14 protein-coding genes are annotated in these 17,496 nt (G+C 42.9%); 3 read left to right on the top strand and 11 right to left on the bottom strand.

The annotated features are described in order from the left end of the window. Positions 1-26: 26 nt before the first annotated feature. The 7 genes from cmk to LJE12_RS01550 all read right to left on the bottom strand — a co-directional run bounded on the left by cmk (position 27) and on the right by LJE12_RS01550 (position 7,622). Positions 27-698 (bottom strand): (d)CMP kinase, encoded by a 672-nt coding sequence (gene cmk, locus LJE12_RS01580; protein ID WP_055152441.1) that lies wholly within the window; start codon positions 696-698, stop codon positions 27-29. A gap of 158 nt (positions 699-856) precedes the next feature. Continuing rightward, on the bottom strand, positions 857-2,200 hold the full coding sequence (locus LJE12_RS01575; protein ID WP_227226286.1) for an NAD(P)/FAD-dependent oxidoreductase: 1,344 nt from the start codon (positions 2,198-2,200) through the stop codon (positions 857-859). A gap of 216 nt (positions 2,201-2,416) precedes the next feature. After that, on the bottom strand, positions 2,417-3,829 hold the full coding sequence (locus LJE12_RS01570; RefSeq protein ID WP_008704465.1) for an oxaloacetate decarboxylase subunit alpha: 1,413 nt from the start codon (positions 3,827-3,829) through the stop codon (positions 2,417-2,419). A 25-nt stretch (positions 3,830-3,854) separates the two neighbouring features. Beyond that, positions 3,855-5,003 (bottom strand): sodium ion-translocating decarboxylase subunit beta, encoded by a 1,149-nt coding sequence (locus LJE12_RS01565; RefSeq protein WP_119233584.1) that lies wholly within the window; start codon positions 5,001-5,003, stop codon positions 3,855-3,857. Between the two features lie 16 nt (positions 5,004-5,019). Then, entirely contained in the window at positions 5,020-5,388 is a 369-nt protein-coding gene (locus LJE12_RS01560) for a biotin/lipoyl-containing protein (RefSeq protein WP_022381146.1), read from the bottom strand. A gap of 27 nt (positions 5,389-5,415) precedes the next feature. Beyond that, the gene (locus tag LJE12_RS01555) at positions 5,416-6,171 is read right to left on the bottom strand and encodes an OadG family transporter subunit (protein WP_182465282.1); all 756 of its coding nucleotides are present in this window, start codon (positions 6,169-6,171) and stop codon (positions 5,416-5,418) included. A gap of 14 nt (positions 6,172-6,185) precedes the next feature. After that, positions 6,186-7,622 (bottom strand): acyl-CoA carboxylase subunit beta, encoded by a 1,437-nt coding sequence (locus tag LJE12_RS01550; protein ID WP_055059404.1) that lies wholly within the window; start codon positions 7,620-7,622, stop codon positions 6,186-6,188. Between the two features lie 660 nt (positions 7,623-8,282). On the opposite strand from LJE12_RS01550, the gene LJE12_RS01545 reads away from it, so the two are divergent. Genes LJE12_RS01545 through aroD form a run of 3 tightly spaced genes read left to right on the top strand, consistent with a single transcriptional unit; the run spans position 8,283 to position 12,005 of the window. Beyond that, complete coding sequence (locus LJE12_RS01545) at positions 8,283-10,283, top strand: oxidoreductase (protein WP_227226284.1); 2,001 nt, start codon at positions 8,283-8,285, stop codon at positions 10,281-10,283. Positions 10,284-10,319: 36 nt separating this feature from the next. Continuing rightward, a complete protein-coding gene (locus tag LJE12_RS01540) occupies positions 10,320-11,198 on the top strand; it encodes a shikimate dehydrogenase (protein WP_055057870.1) in 879 nt (292 codons plus the stop codon). A gap of 45 nt (positions 11,199-11,243) precedes the next feature. Further along, a complete protein-coding gene (gene aroD, locus LJE12_RS01535; RefSeq protein ID WP_118613289.1) occupies positions 11,244-12,005 on the top strand; it encodes a type I 3-dehydroquinate dehydratase in 762 nt (253 codons plus the stop codon). A 201-nt stretch (positions 12,006-12,206) separates the two neighbouring features. Here aroD and LJE12_RS01530 read toward each other — a convergent pair whose 3' ends face one another. From LJE12_RS01530 to LJE12_RS01515, 4 genes are all read right to left on the bottom strand, one after another. Next, the gene (locus tag LJE12_RS01530) at positions 12,207-13,526 is read right to left on the bottom strand and encodes an L-cysteine desulfidase family protein (RefSeq protein ID WP_118613287.1); all 1,320 of its coding nucleotides are present in this window, start codon (positions 13,524-13,526) and stop codon (positions 12,207-12,209) included. 71 nt (positions 13,527-13,597) lie between these two features. Beyond that, on the bottom strand, positions 13,598-14,515 hold the full coding sequence (locus LJE12_RS01525) for an aldo/keto reductase (RefSeq protein WP_227226282.1): 918 nt from the start codon (positions 14,513-14,515) through the stop codon (positions 13,598-13,600). 45 nt (positions 14,516-14,560) lie between these two features. After that, on the bottom strand, positions 14,561-15,964 hold the full coding sequence (locus LJE12_RS01520; protein WP_227226280.1) for a M20/M25/M40 family metallo-hydrolase: 1,404 nt from the start codon (positions 15,962-15,964) through the stop codon (positions 14,561-14,563). Next, positions 15,945-17,486 (bottom strand): response regulator transcription factor, encoded by a 1,542-nt coding sequence (locus LJE12_RS01515; RefSeq protein WP_227226323.1) that lies wholly within the window; start codon positions 17,484-17,486, stop codon positions 15,945-15,947. Before LJE12_RS01515 ends, LJE12_RS01520 begins: the two co-directional genes overlap by 20 nt. Positions 17,487-17,496: the final 10 nt, after the last annotated feature.

Raw genomic sequence — 17,496 nt, 5'->3', positions numbered from 1 at the left:
AAACAGATAATCTGTCCGCCTGACCGTTATTTCTGTATCTTCTTATTATACACATCAAGAATAGCATCTACAACCTGATCAATTCCCATTTCCGAGGAATCTACGAGCACTGCGTCGTCTGCCTGTTTCAGAGGGGAGATTTCGCGGTTCATGTCGCGTTCGTCGCGCTCGATGATGTCTTTTCGGATCTGGTCCAGGTCGAAGGATTCTCCCTTCTGTTCATATTCCAGTGCTCTTCTTTTTGCTCTGGTGTCTGCGCTTGCTGTGAGGTAGATTTTTACTTCTGCGTTTGGAAGGATAGTTGTGCCGATATCTCTGCCATCCATGACTACGTCGTTTTTCTCTGCCAGAGTTCTCTGAAGTTTCAGAAGGTGGGCTCTGACTTTCGGGTTTGCGGAGCTTTTGGATGCCATGTTTCCTACCTGTTCAGTGCGGATCATAGCATTTACGTTCTCTCCGTTGAGGATAACAATCTGTTCTCCGTTTTTGTATTCGATGGAGATGTCAGCGCCGGAACATACGGCTTCGATCTCTTCCTGATTTTCTCCGTTTACGCCATGGTTCAGAAGATATAAAGCCATTGCTCTGTACATAGCTCCTGTGTCTACGTAAATAAATGATAATTCTTTTGCTACTTTTTTTGCGATGGTGCTCTTACCTGCTCCTGCAGGTCCGTCGATGGCTATGTTACATCCCATTTTCGCGGTTCCTCCTGTTTCTATTATTCAAACAGATTTTCTCTGTTTTATTATTGATTGATGTTTATTAATCGTTAGATAATGTATAGTCGAATCATATCATAGATATAATCCACTTACAAGGTGCTCATCATTTGTTTGTTTCTATAATAAACAGCTTACTGTATAGCCTGTGCTGCCAGATATGCGGTTGACCATGCTATCTGCAGATTGTATCCGCCTGTCACTGCATCCAGATCCAGCACTTCACCTGCGAAGTAGAGGCCTGAAATTTTCTTTGATTCCATTGTTCCGGGGTTGATCTCCTTGACAGAGACGCCGCCTCTGGTGATAATGGCTTCCTTGAATTCGCCCATTCCTGTGATCGTGAATGGGAAGGCTTTGATAAGATCTATGAAGTGCTGACGTTCTTCCCTGGAGATATCGTGGATCTTTTTCTCTGCAGGAATACCCCCCAGCTCTATCATTACAGGTGTCAGAGATGATGGGAAAAGTACTCCGATCACGTTCTTGAACTGTTTGTTAGGTCCTGCCTCGAATTCACGCAGAATTCTGGCATCCAGCTGCTCCTTTGTGAGTGCAGGCTTCAGATCCAGATATGCGGACAGTTCGCCGTTTGGTGCTTTTGCCAGTTTTGCACCGATGTGGGCACTGGCTGAAAGGATCATGGGGCCTGTGACTCCGAAATGGGTGAACATCATCTCTCCGAAATCCTCATAGAGTACTTTCTTTCCATTCTTTATGGTAAGTCCTGTATTCTTAAGGGAAAGTCCCTGAAGCTTAGGGACATAGTCTTCTTTTGTCTTTAATGGCACAAGGGAGGGAGCAATGTCCGTGACTTTCAGTCCCAGTTCTCTTGCGAAGCGGTATCCGTCACCTGTGGAGCCTGTACTCTGATAAGAGAATCCGCCGGTTGCCACGATGACTGCATCGCCTTCCATGAAGGTTCCGTCTGTAAGGATGACTCCTGCGATCTTCTCCTGCGGTATGTCAGGTGATTTTTTTCCTTTTCTGCCTTTTCCTGCATCAGATCCTGATTCTGTTAATGCGGCTTCTGATTCCAGGGTATTTGCCGAATCTGTTACAGGTTTCTTTACAATTTCCCGTACAGCAGTGTGAAGATGAATCTTTGCTCCTGCTTTCTTCAGTTCACGTTCCAATGCGCGGATGATGTCTGAGGAATGGTCAGACTGTGGAAATACGCGGTTTCCACGCTCTACCTTCAGAGGGACACCTGCTTTCTCAAAGAACTCCATTACATCCTGAGGGGTAAATGAATAGAAACTGCTGTAGAGGAACTTGGGATTGCTCATCATTGCAGGAAAGAGTTCTTCTGTGTCGCAGGCATTTGTCACATTGCATCTGCCTTTTCCTGTGATGAAGACTTTCTTTCCCAGTTTCTCGTTCTTCTCTAATATATGAACTTCATGATGGTTACGGGCTGCAAAAACCCCTGCCATCATTCCGGCGGCTCCGCCGCCGATTATTATAACTTTGCTCATGGAATATTCTCCTGTATTTATTTTACCCTGCAGATTGTCTATTTCATCATGGTTCCACGTCTCCGCTTCACTACGATCAATATAGATATGTACCTCTGGCATCATATACCCATTGGCACATTATATTCCCGGGTATCATATTCTTTCATAATAACGCAAAGGAGCCTGCTTGCGCAAGCTCCTTTTTTCGTTTGGACATATTTAATTACTGATCAATTATACAGGATATGCTCCGTTCTTTTTGTCAGCTGCTTTCTCGTCAACTTTTGTTTTCTGAGCCTGACGGTATTTGAAGAAGTCCATAGCTACCTGTGGGAACAGTGCGTATGTTAATACGTCTTCATCCTGTTCCTTGTACTGAGCCATTTCGCTCTCAAGTTTCTCAAGCTCGTTGTCAAGAAGGTCTGCAGGACGGCATGTGATTGGTTTCTCATCGCCGATGCACTTCTTCTGTACTTCCGGATTAAACGGTTTTACAGTTGCGCCGTATTTTCCTAACAGGATATCTTTTGTTTCTTTTGTAACCATTTTGTATCTCTCGCCCATGAGTACGTTGAATACAGCCTGTGTACCAACGATCTGGGAAGACGGAGTAACAAGTGGCGGTTCACCAAGGTCTTTACGTACACGCGGAACTTCCTCGAGAACATCGTAGAATTTGTCTTCTGCGTGCTGTTCTTTTAACTGAGAAGTCAGGTTGGAGAGCATACCGCCCGGTACCTGGTACAGTAAAGTTTTGATGTTAACACCAAGGTTCTTCGGATTGAGCAGTCCGCTGTCAAGAGCTTCGTCACGGATCGGACGGAAGTAGTCAGCGATCTCGGAGAGAAGCTTCTGATCAAATCCTGTGTCGTATGGTGTATCCTTGAATGTCTCAACCATAACCTCTGTTGCAGGCTGGGATGTTCCCAGTGCAAATGGAGACATTGCTGTATCGATGATATCCACACCTGCTTCTACTGCTTTTAAGTAAGTCATGGAAGCTACACCTGAGGTGTAATGTGTATGAAGGTCGATCGGGATCTTAACTGTTTCTTTTAATGCTGTAACAAGCTCTGTAGCTTTGTTTGGAAGGAGAAGACCTGCCATATCTTTGATACAGATGGAATCAGCGCCCATATCTTCGATACGTTTTGCAATGTCTGTCCAGTATTCCAGTGTGTAAGCATCTCCTAATGTGTAGGAAAGAGCTACCTGTGCATGAGCCTTCTCTTTGTTTGCAGCGCTTACTGCTGTCTGCAGGTTACGAAGGTCATTGAGGCAGTCAAAAATACGGATGATGTCTATTCCGTTTGCAGCAGATTTCTGTACGAAGTATTCTACAACGTCATCTGCATATGGACGGTATCCAAGGATGTTCTGTCCACGGAAAAGCATCTGAAGTTTTGTGTTTTTGAAGCCGTCACGTAATTTACGAAGTCTTTCCCATGGATCTTCGTGAAGGAAACGAAGGGATGCATCGAATGTTGCACCACCCCAGCACTCTACTGCGTGATAGCCGACTTTGTCAAGTTTATCTACGATCGGAAGCATCTGTTCTGTGGTCATACGTGTTGCAATCTGGGACTGATGAGCATCACGGAGAATGGTTTCCACAATTTTAACAGGTTTTTTCTCTAATTCTGCCATTATTAAATCTCCTTTATAAATTCAATTATACACCGAAAATAGCCATGAATGTTCCGGCTGCTACGGCTGTACCGATAACACCGGCAACGTTCGGGCCCATTGCGTGCATCAGAAGGAAGTTTGTAGGATCTGCCTCTGCACCCACTTTCTGGGATACACGGGCTGCCATAGGTACTGCGGATACACCTGCGGAACCGATCAGCGGGTTGATACGTCCGTGAGTCAGTTTGCAGAGCAGTTTACCAAGCATACATCCGCCGAATGTACCGATTGCGAATGCAACAAGACCTAAAACTACGATCTTCAGAGTATCTGCGTTTAAGAATGCTTCTGCACTTGTGGAAGCACCTACGGATGTACCCAGAAGGATAACTACGATATACATCAGGGCATTGGAAGCTGTTTCTGTCAGCTGTTTTACAACACCGCACTCTCTGAACAGGTTACCAAGCATGAGCATACCAACCAGCGGAGCTGTTGTAGGCAGGATCAGGCAGACAACGATTGTGATAACGATCGGGAACAGGATCTTCTCCAGTTTGGAAACCGGGCGAAGCTGATCCATTTTGATCTTACGTTCTTTCTCTGTTGTGCAGAGTTTCATGATAGGCGGCTGGATGATCGGAACCAGTGACATATAGGAATATGCTGCCACTGCAATCGGTCCCATCAGTGCAGACTGTCCAAGTTTACCTGCAAGGAAAATGGAAGTCGGGCCGTCAGCACCACCAATGATGGAGATAGCTGCCGCTGCTTTTCCGTTGAATCCAAGGAAGATTGCAAGGAAGTAAGCTGCATAGATACCAAGCTGTGCTGCAGCACCCATCAGGAAGCTGATCGGGTTTGCGATCAGCGGACCGAAGTCTGTCATGGCACCTACACCCATGAAGATCAGGGATGGTAAGATACTCCACTCATCAAGGATGTAGAAATAATGAAGAAGTCCACCTACACCATTGGACATATCTTCCGGATTTGCCATAATGTCCGGATAGATATTTACAAGCAGCATACCGAATGCGATAGGAACAAGCAGAAGCGGCTCGAATCCCTTCTTGATAGCAAGGTAAAGGAATACGCAGGCTACTGCGATCATCAGGTAATTGCCCCATGTCAGATTGAAGAATGCTGTCTGGTGAATCAGGTTGGACAATGTTTCTGTTACATAAGACATTTGACTACCTCCCGTCTTAGTTCATTGTTGCTAAAGTATCTCCGTTTTCTACAGAGGCACCTTCTGCAACATCAATGCTTGCGATAGTACCGTCCTGAGGAGCTACTACAGGGATTTCCATTTTCATGGATTCAAGAATAATTACGCTGTCTCCGGCTTTTACTGCCTGTCCAACGCTTGCTGCTACTTTGACAACTTTACCAGGTACGGAAGCAGTTACTTTCACTGCGCCGGCGCCTGCTGCAGGAGCTGCTGCTTTCGGAGCTGCTGCAGGTGCAGCCTTAGGTGCTGCTTTTGGAGCTGCTGCAGGAGCGGATACGCTTCCTGTTTCTTCAACAGTTACTTCATATGCTGTACCATTTACTGTAATTGTATAGCTTTTCATTTTAAAATCCTCCTAAATAAATGACAATTATCTTCTATTTCTTTTTACTTTACGGATGGAACGAACTACGAAGCCGTCTGTTGTAGTTCCTTCTGCTGCTGCGATGGCTGCTGCGATAACAGCTACCAGCTCTCCGTCATCTGCAAGGTTCTCTTCTGCCTGTGCAGGTGCTGCCTGTGCGATGGCTGCTGCCTCTGCCTCTTTTGCAGCTTTGGCTGCTTTTGCTTCTGCTGCTTTCTTTGCTTCCGGATTCGGAATGAATCTGAACAGAGAGATCAGAAGGCTTAATAAAATCAGCATTACGAATACAGTTCCAATACCCATCAGAGTATTAAGACCTGCTCTCTGAAGAGTCTTGCCCATACCATACTGTACATCTACAGACATGGAAGTCGGTGTTCCCTGTGAGTCAAAGACATATACAAAGTTTGCTTCTGCTTTCTCAAATTTAAGAGGAACAGTAACTGTGTACTGATCATCTTTGAAAGTTACAGTAGTTTCACCATTGCTGTCCTTCTTTGCGCCAAGTTCATCCTTGGATGTCTGCCAGGACTGCATGGCACTTGTTGTAAAGTCATCTCCTGAACTCATGTAATTCTCGATTTCTTCATCTTTAAGCTGGACAATGGCATCTGTCAGTCCCTCTGCTGTAGTTACCAGTGTGGACTTAACAGTATCATCAACCTTATCTGCGGCAAATACCACAGAGGTGCTGCCAATCACCAGCGCAGCCATTACGAGAAATGTCATGAATACAGAAGTTATTTTTTTGATCATTTTCATATGCGTCACCCCGCTTAGACCGTTCCATGTTTCTTAGACGGACGATCTTCTCTCTTTGTGAACAGCATCTCAAATGCACCGATTACATATTTTCTTGTGTCAGCCGGGCTGATCACAGTGTCAACATAGCCTCTTGCTGCTGCGGAAGCAACACCATTCTGAAGCTCTCTGTACTGAGCAGCTTTTTCATTCAGTTCAGCAGCATCTGCATCTGCATACATGATCTTGGCTGCCAGGGAAGCATCCATCATACCGATCTCTGCGTTATCCCATGCATATACAAGGTCTGCACCGATAGATTTGCTGTTCATTGCCACGTAAGCTGTACCGTAAGCTTTGCCGATGATCACATTTACCTTCGGAACAGTTGCATCTGCGAATGCAGCTACCAGTTCACCTACGGATTTCGCCATCATCTTCTCGCTGCATAAGGTTGCCATGAAGCCTGTTGCGTTTGTAAGTGTAAGTACCGGAATATCAAAAGCGTCGCAGAATTTCACGAAATCTGCTGCTTTTCTTGCGCCTCTTGCAGAAATGCTTCCGTCAAATGTTTCTACTTTCTTACCTTCTGCGTCATATACTTCGCTTCTGTTTGCAACAGCACCTACTGTAGCGCCATTTAAACGGATAAAGCCTGTAACCATATCTTTTGCATAGTCTGCTTTTGTCTCGAAGAATTCACCGTTGTCAGCGATCTGGGAAAGTGCGATTGCTGTGTCACCTGCACAGTTTGCAAGATCTGCGCATACGCGGTTAAGATCGTCTGTACACTCTGTGTAATTGTCTGTGTCTTCATTATTAGAAGGAAGAAGTGATACTAAAGAACGGATCTGGCCAAGAATCTCATCCTCTGTACCAACGCCATCGATCACACCTGTCTCTTTGCTCTGGAAATCAGCTGCTGCTGTGTCGCATTTGTCTGTGTTGTTTCCTTCCAGTGCGTTTGGTGTGTTGACGAACATTTTTCCTTTTTTGGATTCCATGAATGTGAAATCTGTCAGGGACGGGATAACTGCCATACCACCGCCGCATGTTCCGAAGATTGCTGTGATCTGCGGGATCACACCGGATGCCAGTGTCTGTTTCAGATAGATCTGTCCGAAAGCTTCCAGCGCGTCTGTTGCTTCCTGAAGACGGATACCTGCACAGTCAACAAGTCCGATAACCGGAGCGCCTGTTTTCATGGCAAGATCATAAAGTCTTGTGATCTTCTTTGCATGCATTTCACCAACAGTACCGTTTAATACAGATGCATCCTGGCTGTATACATAAACCAGTTTGTCATCGATCACACCATATCCGGTGATAACACCGTCAGATGGTGCCTTGTTTGCAGTCATGTTGAAATCTGTGGATCTGGCTGTTACACCCTGTCCGATTTCGACAAAACTGTTTGCGTCAAGCAAAGAAGTAATTCTTGTGCCTGCTAAGCTTTGTGTTGCATTACTCATTCTTGTTTGCCCTCCATCTTTATGAGAATATTTAAAAGTTAACCCAAAAATTTAGCCGATTTTAATTTTACCTTTTCCGGCAGAAAATTTCAACATTTATTTGTCATTTTCGTTAAAAATATAGCAGAAAAATTTGTCAGGTTTCTCCAAATTTTGTTTTTTTAAGCATTTCTTCCTATTTAATAGAGGGTATTACGGTTATTTTGTATTGTCCTGTATTTCACCCTCTCCTGTAAGCCAGTGTGTCGACAAATTAATTTCTCGAACAAGCCGTCTGAATTTTTTATTTCTATCCTGCAAGACTGTTTCAAGAATCAACTTGTCGGCACACCAGAGCGTGTTTGAGGTAACTATACCACTCACTTGTCTGCGAATCCGACTGCACAGGTATAAAAGTCTCAGCGCAGCTCGGTGAAAAAATACTATAGCCATACGGGTTCAACAGGATTTTCCCATGATGTGGATGCAGTTGCGAATGCTTTCATTCAGTACGCGGACAGTGCACGGAAAACCATAGATGTTTTTTATTATATAGCACGAATTATCAATTAGATTTATGGATTATCCCGTTATATAATTAACACATCAAAGAAATTCAGGCCACAGCTTAAGCACTGAACAATTATAGATCCAACAGAAAATTTCAGGAGGAAAGACGTAATGAAAAGCAATTACCAGCATATTTTCACACCACTCACAGTAAAAAATATGACTATCAAAAACCGTATCGTTATGATGCCTATGGGAACCAATTACGGGGAACAGAACGGCGAAATGAGTTTTCTTCACATTAATTATTATAAAGAGCGTGCCAAAGGCGGCACAGGTCTGATCATCGTAGAGAATGCAAGCGTAGATTCTCCGCAGGGTTCCAACGGAACTACTCAACTTCGTATTGACCACGACAACTATCTGCCGCGTCTGTACAAATTCTGTGAAGAGATCCACAAATATGGTACCTGTATTGCGATCCAGATCAACCACGCAGGTGCTTCCGCTGTTTCCGCACGTACAAATATGCAGCCGGTTTCCGCATCTGATGTTCCGTCCAAAGAAGGCGGAGAAATCCCGCGTCCGTTATCAGTGGAAGAAATCCATCACATTGTAAAGAAATACGGCGAGGCTGCAAAGAGAGCCCAGGCTGCAGGTTTTGACGCAGTAGAAATCCATGCGGGACATTCCTATCTGATCAGCCAGTTCCTCTCTCCTCTTACAAACAAACGTACAGATGAGTTCGGCGGATCTGTGGAAAACAGAACACATTTCTGCCGTATGGTCATTGAAGAAGTAAGAAAACAGGTCGGACCTTTCTTCCCGATCATGCTCCGTCTCAGCGCAGATGAGCTGATGGAAGGCGGCAACACTCTTGAGGATACTCTTGAATATCTGGAATATATTCAGGATGAAGTTGATATCTTCGATGTTTCCTGCGGTTTAAACGGTTCTATCCAGTATCAGATCGATGCCAACTACATGAAAGACGGATGGCGTTCCTATATGCCTAAAGCTGTCAGAGAGAAATTCGGCAAACCATGTATCTCCATGGGAAATATCCGTAACCCGAAGGTTGCCGAGCAGATCCTCGCTGACGGCGGCGCAGACCTGATCGGTATGGGACGTGGTCTTATCGCAGAACCTGCATGGGTAAACAAAGTAGCTACAGGCAGAGAATGTGATCTTCGCAAATGTATCTCCTGTAACATCGGATGTGCAGGAAACAGAATCGGCTTTAACCGTCCGATCCGCTGTACTGTAAACCCGGCTGTTCTGGAAGGTGATGTTTATAAGAATCAGAAAGTGAACAAAAACTGTAACGTTGTAGTAATCGGAGGCGGTACTGCCGGACTGGAAGCTGCCTGTACAGCCGCAGAAGTAGGCTGTAATACCTTCCTTCTGGAAAAGGGTGAAACTCTTGGTGGTCTTGCTTCTGTGATCTCTAAGATCCCTGCAAAGAAGCGTCTGGCTGATTTCCCGAACTATCTGATCCACAGAGCAGAGCAGCTTGAGAATCTTTATATCTTCACAAACACAGAAGGAACACCGGAAAATATCCGCAAGTTCCATCCGAACCTGATCGTAAGCTCCACAGGTTCCGCACCACTGCTTCCTCCGATCAGGGGACTTCACGACCGCATTGACAAAGAAGGCAGCAAGGTTGCTTCTATCCTGGGAATGATCAATCACATCAATGACTATCCGGAAGATATGACAGGCAAGAAGGTTGTTGTTGTGGGCGGCGGTGCTGTTGGTCTTGATGTTGTGGAATTCTTTGCAGCAAGAAATGCTGAGATTTCTATTGTGGAGATGATGGATCAGATCGGACGTGACCTGGATCCTGTTACAAAGAATGACATGAAGGACCAGATGAAGAAACATCATGTGGCCCAGCTTACAAAGACAGCTCTTCAGGAAGTAAAAGACAGCTCTTTCCTTGTAAAAGATGCAGAAGGTGAACGTGAGCTTCCATTTGACTACGGATTCGTATGTCTTGGTATGAGAGCTCAGGGACAGCTTTTCGCAGAGCTTTCCGATGCTTTTGTTTCTGATGATGTTGAGATTCTGAACATCGGAGACAGCAAACGTGCAAGAAGAATCATCGACGGAACTCTGGAAGGAAGAAATATCCTTAATACACTGACTCAGATGGGATACCTTCAATAAAAACCTTTACAACAAAATACGAAAGGGGATATTATAATGGCTGAAAGAATTACCGGACATACTGAATTAATCGGTCTGATGGCTTACCCGATCCGTCACTCCAGCTCTCCTGCAATGCAGAATGAGGCTTTTGCAAAACTCGGGTATGACTACGCTTACCTTGCTTTCGAGGTTGGCGCAGATGAGATTGAGGATGCAGTAAAAGCAATCCGTACTCTGAAAATGAGAGGATCCAATGTTTCCATGCCAAACAAAACTCTGGTTGGAAAATACCTGGACGAGCTTTCTCCTGCAGCAGAATTATGCGGTGCTGTTAATACAATCGTAAACGACAACGGTCATCTTACAGGTCATATCACTGACGGTATTGGATTTATGTCTGCCCTGAAAGATAATGATATTGATGTGATCGGAAAGAAAATGACTATCGTCGGTGCAGGCGGTGCTGCCACTGCTATCGAGATCCAGGCTGCTTTGGACGGCGTTGCCGAGATCACAATCTTTAACCGTAAGGATGAATTCTGGGATCGTGCAGTATCCACAGTAGAGAAGATCAACACAAAGACATCCTGCCATGCAGTTCTTTATGATCTGGCAGATCTTGATAAACTGAAAGCTGAAATGGATGACAGCTACATTTTCGTCAATGCTACAGGTGTGGGAATGAAACCACTGGAAGGCCAGTCCGTTGTTCCGGACAAGTCTTACTTCCGTCCTGAGCTGATCGTTATTGATGTTCCTTACTCTCCTCTGGAAACAAAAATGCGTTCCATGGCCAAGGAAGTTGGATGTAAGACAATGAATGGTCTGGGAATGATGTTATTCCAGGGTTCCGCTGCATTTGAGTTATGGACAGGCGAACCAATGCCTATCGAACATATGAAAGAGATTCTTCACATCTCCTATGATGACTGATACCCCGGTTATTCTTAATATGATAAGAAATATGAGGATAAGAAAATGAACACAGTTCAGGTAAAAAACACTGTGATCGGTGAAGGCAGACCTAAGATCTGCGTTCCGATCGTTGGAAAAACAAAAACAGACATTCTCGAAGAAGCCAAAAAGATCACTTCTCTTCCGGTTGATGTGGTTGAGTGGCGTGTTGACTGGTTCGATGATGTCTTTGCTACTGAAAAAGTATTAGAAACCGCAAAAGAGCTTCAGGAAGTCTTAAAAGATATCCCTGTTCTCCTTACATTCCGTACTTCCAAAGAAGGCGGGGAAAAAGAGATCTCTGTAAGTGATTATGCTGCTTTAAATATTGCTGCTGCTCAGAGCGGTTATGTAGATTTAATTGATGTAGAAGCATTTACAGGCGATGATGTTGTAAAAACGATCATTGACGCTGCTCATAAGGCAGGTGTAAAGGTAATTGCTTCCAACCATGATTTCTTTAAGACTCCTGAGAAGGAGGAGATCATCAGACGTCTTCGTATGATGCAGGATTTCGGCGCTGATATTCCGAAAATGGCTGTTATGCCGACCTGTAAGCAGGATGTCATCACACTGCTGTCTGCTACTCTGGAAATGTCTGAGAAATATGCAGACCGCCCGATCATTACCATGTCCATGGCAGGAACAGGCGTTGTAAGCCGCCTGACAGGTGAGACATTTGGCTCCGCTCTCACTTTCGGTGCTGCTTCCAAAGCTTCTGCTCCGGGACAGGTCGGTGTGCATGAATTAAAACAGGTACTGGATATCATTCACAGCAGCCTGTGATCTGTTGATGAATGATGTGATATCAGATGTTATTCTTGCCTATAGTTGTCTGATATCACTCATCTTCGGCAACAGATGATTGTTATCCCATGAGATATATGGCAATAAATATTTACTCAAAAATACTCCTTAAAATTTTATGATGAAAATTCCCATGACAAAGAACCTGCCAAAAACCTGACAGGTTCTTTGTTTTTATTTTTATACTTTTTTCTGATTGATCATCAAATTCAGGATTGTAACATCTGTATCTTTCATTCCAACTCTTCCTACGTATCCCATATTTCGGATTGTATCCTCAACATTATCACGTACCAATCCTTCTCCTGCCTGAAAACAATGATCTGCATCCTCCAGAGCGTATGCCATAATTGCTGCATCTACTGCTGAAGCGATTTTGGCAGCACATGAAGACTTAGCTCCATCACATACAATGCCACTTGTATTTGCAAGAGCATTTGTGATTGTTTTAGATATTGCATTGTAATCACCACCGTTTAACCAGGATATGGCAGCTCCTGCTCCACATGCGGCACTTACCGCTCCACAGTAAGCTGACAGACTTCCAATATAATTTTTCTGATGAATCGCTACTAAGTTGCTTACAACCAGTGCACGATACATTTTCTCTTTAGGAACGTTAAGTTCTCTGGCATATTCAATGACTGGCAAAGAACAGGTCATTCCCTGATTTCCGCTCCCGGAATTAATAACTACCGGCATAGAGCATCCATTCATTCTTGCATCAGATCCAGCTGCCGCCTTCGCTCTGGCACGTACTTTGACATCATCACCATATGCTCGAAGCAGGGTACGTCCGACTTCTGCTCCGTAATGATTACGCAGGCCTTCTTCGGAAATTGCTGTATTCATGGCAATCTGGCGTCCTATGACTTCCTCTATCTCTTTTATATTCACAATTTTTGCAAACTCCAGAATATCTGCTACATTCAGCAAATCTCTTTTATCCTGGTTTTTCTCTGTTTTTTTCTGCTGAAAGCCCTTCTTTTCCAACAGTACCTCATCGTCTTTTTTGATCAGGACAATATTCGTATGTTTATTTTCTATAACTACAACTGCTCTATGTCCATTTTGCGTAAGTTCTGCACGGATATAAAGATTCTCTACTCCTTCTTCAAGATAACATGTGCAGAATTGTGCTTCCAGAAGTTTTGCTGTCTGAATGCGTTCAGCTTCTGTAATTCCCTCCAGTACTTCCAGTTTCCGTTCTGCCTGACCACCAACCATTCCAAGAACTGCAGCAGCTTCAATGCCCCTCATTCCTCCTGAATTTGGTACTGTAACACTTTTTACATTTTTTATTATATTTCCACTGCAATAAAGATTTAAATATCCATCATATTTTTTATTTCCATCATCATCTGTTTTTATCACTTTTTCCAGCACAGAAGCTGCTGTTGCAGTTGCATATGCAATTGCAATAGGTTCCGTACATCCCAGAGCAGGAACAAGTTCTTCTCTGAGAATCTCCAGATAACTCTCATACACTTTTTTTTCCATGAATGTGCGCTCTCTTCTCCTAACTGTCAAGCAAAGTTCTTTACCATCTGATTCAGATGATATGTTTTTTCTTACGGCAGCATTTTTCCTGCTGCAAGATAAATTTCATACCATTCTTCACGGCTCAGAACAATATCGGATGCTTTACTTATATCCTGAATTCTTTTCAGATTTGTACTTCCTACAATCGTCTGGATTCCTGCGGGATGACGCATAATCCATGCAACTGCGATTGCATTCTGTGTTACCCCATATTTCTCTGCCAGACGATCTAACACTTTATTCAGTTCCGGAAATTTCTCGTTTCCAATAAATATTCCCTCAAACATTCCATACTGGAACGGAGACCATGCCTGCAATGTCATTTTCTTCAGTCTTGCATACTCGATAATACCACCATCACGATCACATCCTGCATCATTATGGATGTTTACATTTAGTCCTGCATCAATCGTTGGACAGTGAACCGCTGAAAACTGTATCTGATCAATACAGATTTTTCCACCACAGTATTGATTTAATAATTCAATCTGCATCGGATTGTGATTGCTTACACCAAATACTTTTACTTTTCCGCTTTTTTCCAGAATTTCAAATGCTTCTGCTACCTCTTCCGGCTCCATCAACGCATCCGGACGATGAAGAAGTAATATATCTACATAATCTGTTTTTAAACGTTTCAGACTTCCATCTACAGAATTCAGAATATATTCTTTTGAAAAATCATAACAGATACCCGGACGTATGGCACATTTTGTCTGAATCACCATCTTTTCACGCAACTGAGGTGTCAGCGCATTTCCAAATACTGTTTCGGCTTCTCCGCCTGCATAAATATCTGCATGATCAAAAAAATTAATTCCACATTCCAGTGCTCCTTCAGTCAGACTTCTTACCGCTTTTGCATCAGATAAACCTGTAATTCTCATGCATCCAATTCCAATTCTTGATACATTGTCTATTTTGTCACTAATCTGAAACATTTTCATTTTATATCCTCCTGTATTATACTTAGTTTATGTATTTCTCTTTAGTTAACGTATTTCTTTTATTCTTTTGTCCAGTTTTTTAAGTGCAAAAACATATATTTTCACTGCATTCTTCAGATTTTCAAACAATTCCGCTTCATCCGCACAATGACAGTTTCCATGTCCTTTTGGAAGTCCGAGCCTGTCTAGATTTCGCTCCTGTCCAGGGCCAAATGCCACTGCATTGGGAATTTTCCTCGCATAAGTTCCTCCTCCCATAACAAATGGTCTGCCTTCAAGACCTGTAACCTCCCTCCATGCTTCCATCAGAGTCTGTATGAAAGGCTGTTCCGGATTCATATAATATGGTCTGCTGTCTTCAATACCAATGATGCGAATTCCTGATTTAGCAGCTTCTGTTTGCAGCTTCGGAAGAAAATCTTCTGTTTTTTTAGTAACTGGATAACGGATGTCAATCACTATTCTCAAATGTCCTTCGTGCAGAAATGCCTGACCTATATTGCATGTTAGTCTACCAGAACATTCATCAGAACAACAAATTTCTGTTTTTTCCCCATAACCGCCTTCTGAAAGTCTCTCCACAAATTCTAATGCTCTTTTTGTCTGTTTAGGAAAATTTTGCATTTTCAACTTTCCACAAAGTATACCTATTGCATTTTGAGTTCCATCCGGAAAAGCTGCATGTCCACTGATTCCCACTGCTGTTTCTTCGCTCTTTTGTCCTATTTTGTTCTCCGCAACCGCATGAGCAAAAGACGGCACGCTGTTAGGCGCAGTCCCTCCGTCAAATTCCAGAATCCCCTCTACTGCACTAACAGTTTCCATCAACACAATACAATGTCCTTTTTCTCCGCAACATACGGGAAATCCACAATCAGCAACAAAAGAATATTCCGGTGCTTTTTTGTATTTCAGATAATATTCTACATCTGTCATACCGCTTTCTTCCTGACATCCAAGAATCTGCCTTACTTTAATATTATTCAGAATTTCTTTTTCCCTGCAATATTTCATTGCATATAAAACAGCAACTGCGGGACCTTTATTATCCTGTACTCCACGCCCAATTAAATAGCCATCCTTTTCTGTACACGTATAGGGCGGATATATCCATCCTTTTCCTTCCGGAACTACGTCCAGATGATTCCATATTCCAATCTCAACATTCCCTTTGCCTGTAGCAATAGTCAGACAGTATCCGTCTATATCTTCTGTCTCCATCTGTTCTCTCAATCCAAATGCTCGCATCTGTTCCAGTGCTTCCCTGCATTTTTTTCCATATGGTGCCCCCGGAATTGCTTCCTGCTGATCAGCAATACTCGGGATTCTGATCAATGCTGCAATATCTTCTCGCATCTGATCTTCCTGTCTGGAGATCCATTGTTCTAATAATTCCATATCCGGCTGTGGCTTATTTTCTTCATTCCATTCAACTTTCCCTGGATTCATTTTCACTTCCTCCATTTTTCAGAAATATTCGGTATTTCTTTGGTGTCATTCCTGTTTCCTGTCGGAAAATACGTATAAATTGTGAGGTATCGTTATAACCCGACATCAATGCAACATCTGTTACGGACCATCTCGCATCTGCCAGAAATTCCTTAGCATGACAAATCCGAATCATTCGCAGAAATGCAGAAAAACTAATTCCTTTCTTCTCAGCAAATAAGTGGCTGATATAACTCTGATTCATGAAAAATACATTTTCCGCAAGATTCCGGATTGTAATGTCCATATTATAGTTATTGACTGCATATTCGCTCATCTTCTCCACAATGTCCATTCCCGTATTTGTCAACTCATCTGATTGTCTCTGCGGCTGCATATGACAAATATTTTCCGCAATCCTCCTGAGATAGCTTTCAATCTCCAAAACAGAATCAAACTTCAGAAAACTTTCTGACAGATTATCTAATTCTTTATCATGATTTTCCATTCGAATCGTCCTTCGGTATATAAGGATAATCTGCGAATACAGAAGTTCCATACATTCTATTCGAATTGGGAGAACTTTCTCAATATCTTTAAAAAGTTTATCCAGCGTTGTCCCTGTTTTGCTTTCATTCCCTTCCTTTAGATATTGTTCCAGTTCTCTTTCTATTTCTTTTTCAAGGTAATATTCTGAAAAATCTTCCTGTTTTATTTCCTTCGCAAAAATCAGAGATTCCCTTTTATAAATTCTGCTCTTTATCGCAGTAACTGCTTCTCTAAAAGCATCCAAAACAGAAGCATTTGCACCATACACATTACTGATTCCTATCTTAACCTGGGAATCCTCTTTCTCCAGCAGTTTTCTGATACGTCTCCAGAAAAACAGCATATCTCCCTCCGGTCTTACAAGCAATATCCACATATCTGGTTTCAATTCTACAAACCGAATCTTCGTCAGCATGATACTTCCGCAGCTTTCTTCCAATTCCGTAAGAAAGATTTCCTGTCTGGGCTTATCATGAAGAAACAGAAAAACACCTAGCTGATATTGCGGAAACACTCTTTCAAACATATTTTTCTCTATAAAACCGGAATATTTTGATTCCTGAATGCTGTTCAAAATATATTGTGTTGCCATATCTTTTCTGGATAGCAAAGCTTCTTTTCGTTCTATTTTATGCTGAGTGACAAACTTATTCAGACATTCTGTCAGAGCCGTATCATCAATTGGTTTCAGTAAATAATCTGAAGCTCCATTTACAATTGCACTGCGAGCATATTCAAAATCAGAGTAAGCACTCAGAATAATTACTTTTATTTCTAATTCATTATTGCGGATCTCCTGAAGAAGCTGTATCCCATCCATTTTAGGCATACGAATATCTGTCAAGACAAGTTCTGGTTTATATTTTTCGCAAAATTCCCAGCCTTCCTCTCCATTAGATGCCTCCGATATCTCAAAAAGTCCATCCTGATCATATTTTTTGATTTGTCTTATCATGGCTTTTCTTGCATAAAATTCATCTTCTACAACCAGCATCTTCACTTTT

Source organism: Blautia sp. DFI.6.71, assembly GCF_020593585.1.
GTDB lineage: Bacteria > Bacillota > Clostridia > Lachnospirales > Lachnospiraceae > Blautia_A > Blautia_A wexlerae.
Note: the sequence above shows the minus strand (reverse complement) of the source record. Positions and strands in the feature narration are given on the sequence as shown.